The sequence below is a fragment of the Pectobacterium polonicum genome (assembly GCF_005497185.1).
GTDB classification, from domain to species: Bacteria; Pseudomonadota; Gammaproteobacteria; order Enterobacterales; family Enterobacteriaceae; genus Pectobacterium; species Pectobacterium polonicum.
The window spans coordinates 1-390 of sequence record NZ_RJTN01000068.1 but is presented as its reverse complement, the minus strand read 5'-3'; the positions used below and the strand labels follow the sequence as shown (position 1 = coordinate 390).

Below are 390 nucleotides of genomic sequence, written 5' to 3'. Positions count from 1 at the left end.
ATTGTAGAAAAAAACACGCTTATTGCTGAAATCGATGCAACCTCGCAGGAAAACGATCTTACAGCAAGTCATGCTAGACTCGAAAGTTTACAGGCACAACTACATGCCAAGATCGCCACATCTAACCTTGACGCAGTTAATTTTCAACGTCAAAAGGAGATGTTGCAAAAAAATTTCTCTTCCACCCTAGAATTTGAAAGAGCGGAAGTGACATTAAAAGTTAGCAGAGCCGAGATAAAATCACTGGAAGCACAGGTACAAGAGGCAAGGATACTGGTCGACACGGCAAGAATCAATTTAGGTTATACGCGTATTATGTCACCTATTAGCGGCACAGTCGTTGCTATACTTGCTACCGAAGGACAAACCCTCAACGCCAATCAAACAACG

The 390-nt window shown here is 42.3% G+C and carries 1 protein-coding gene; it reads left to right on the top strand.

Going from position 1 to position 390, the window contains the following annotated elements:
- Window positions 1-390, top strand: a 390-nt coding sequence (locus tag EDI29_RS22870; protein WP_421949928.1) for an efflux RND transporter periplasmic adaptor subunit, incomplete at both ends; no start/stop codon positions are given.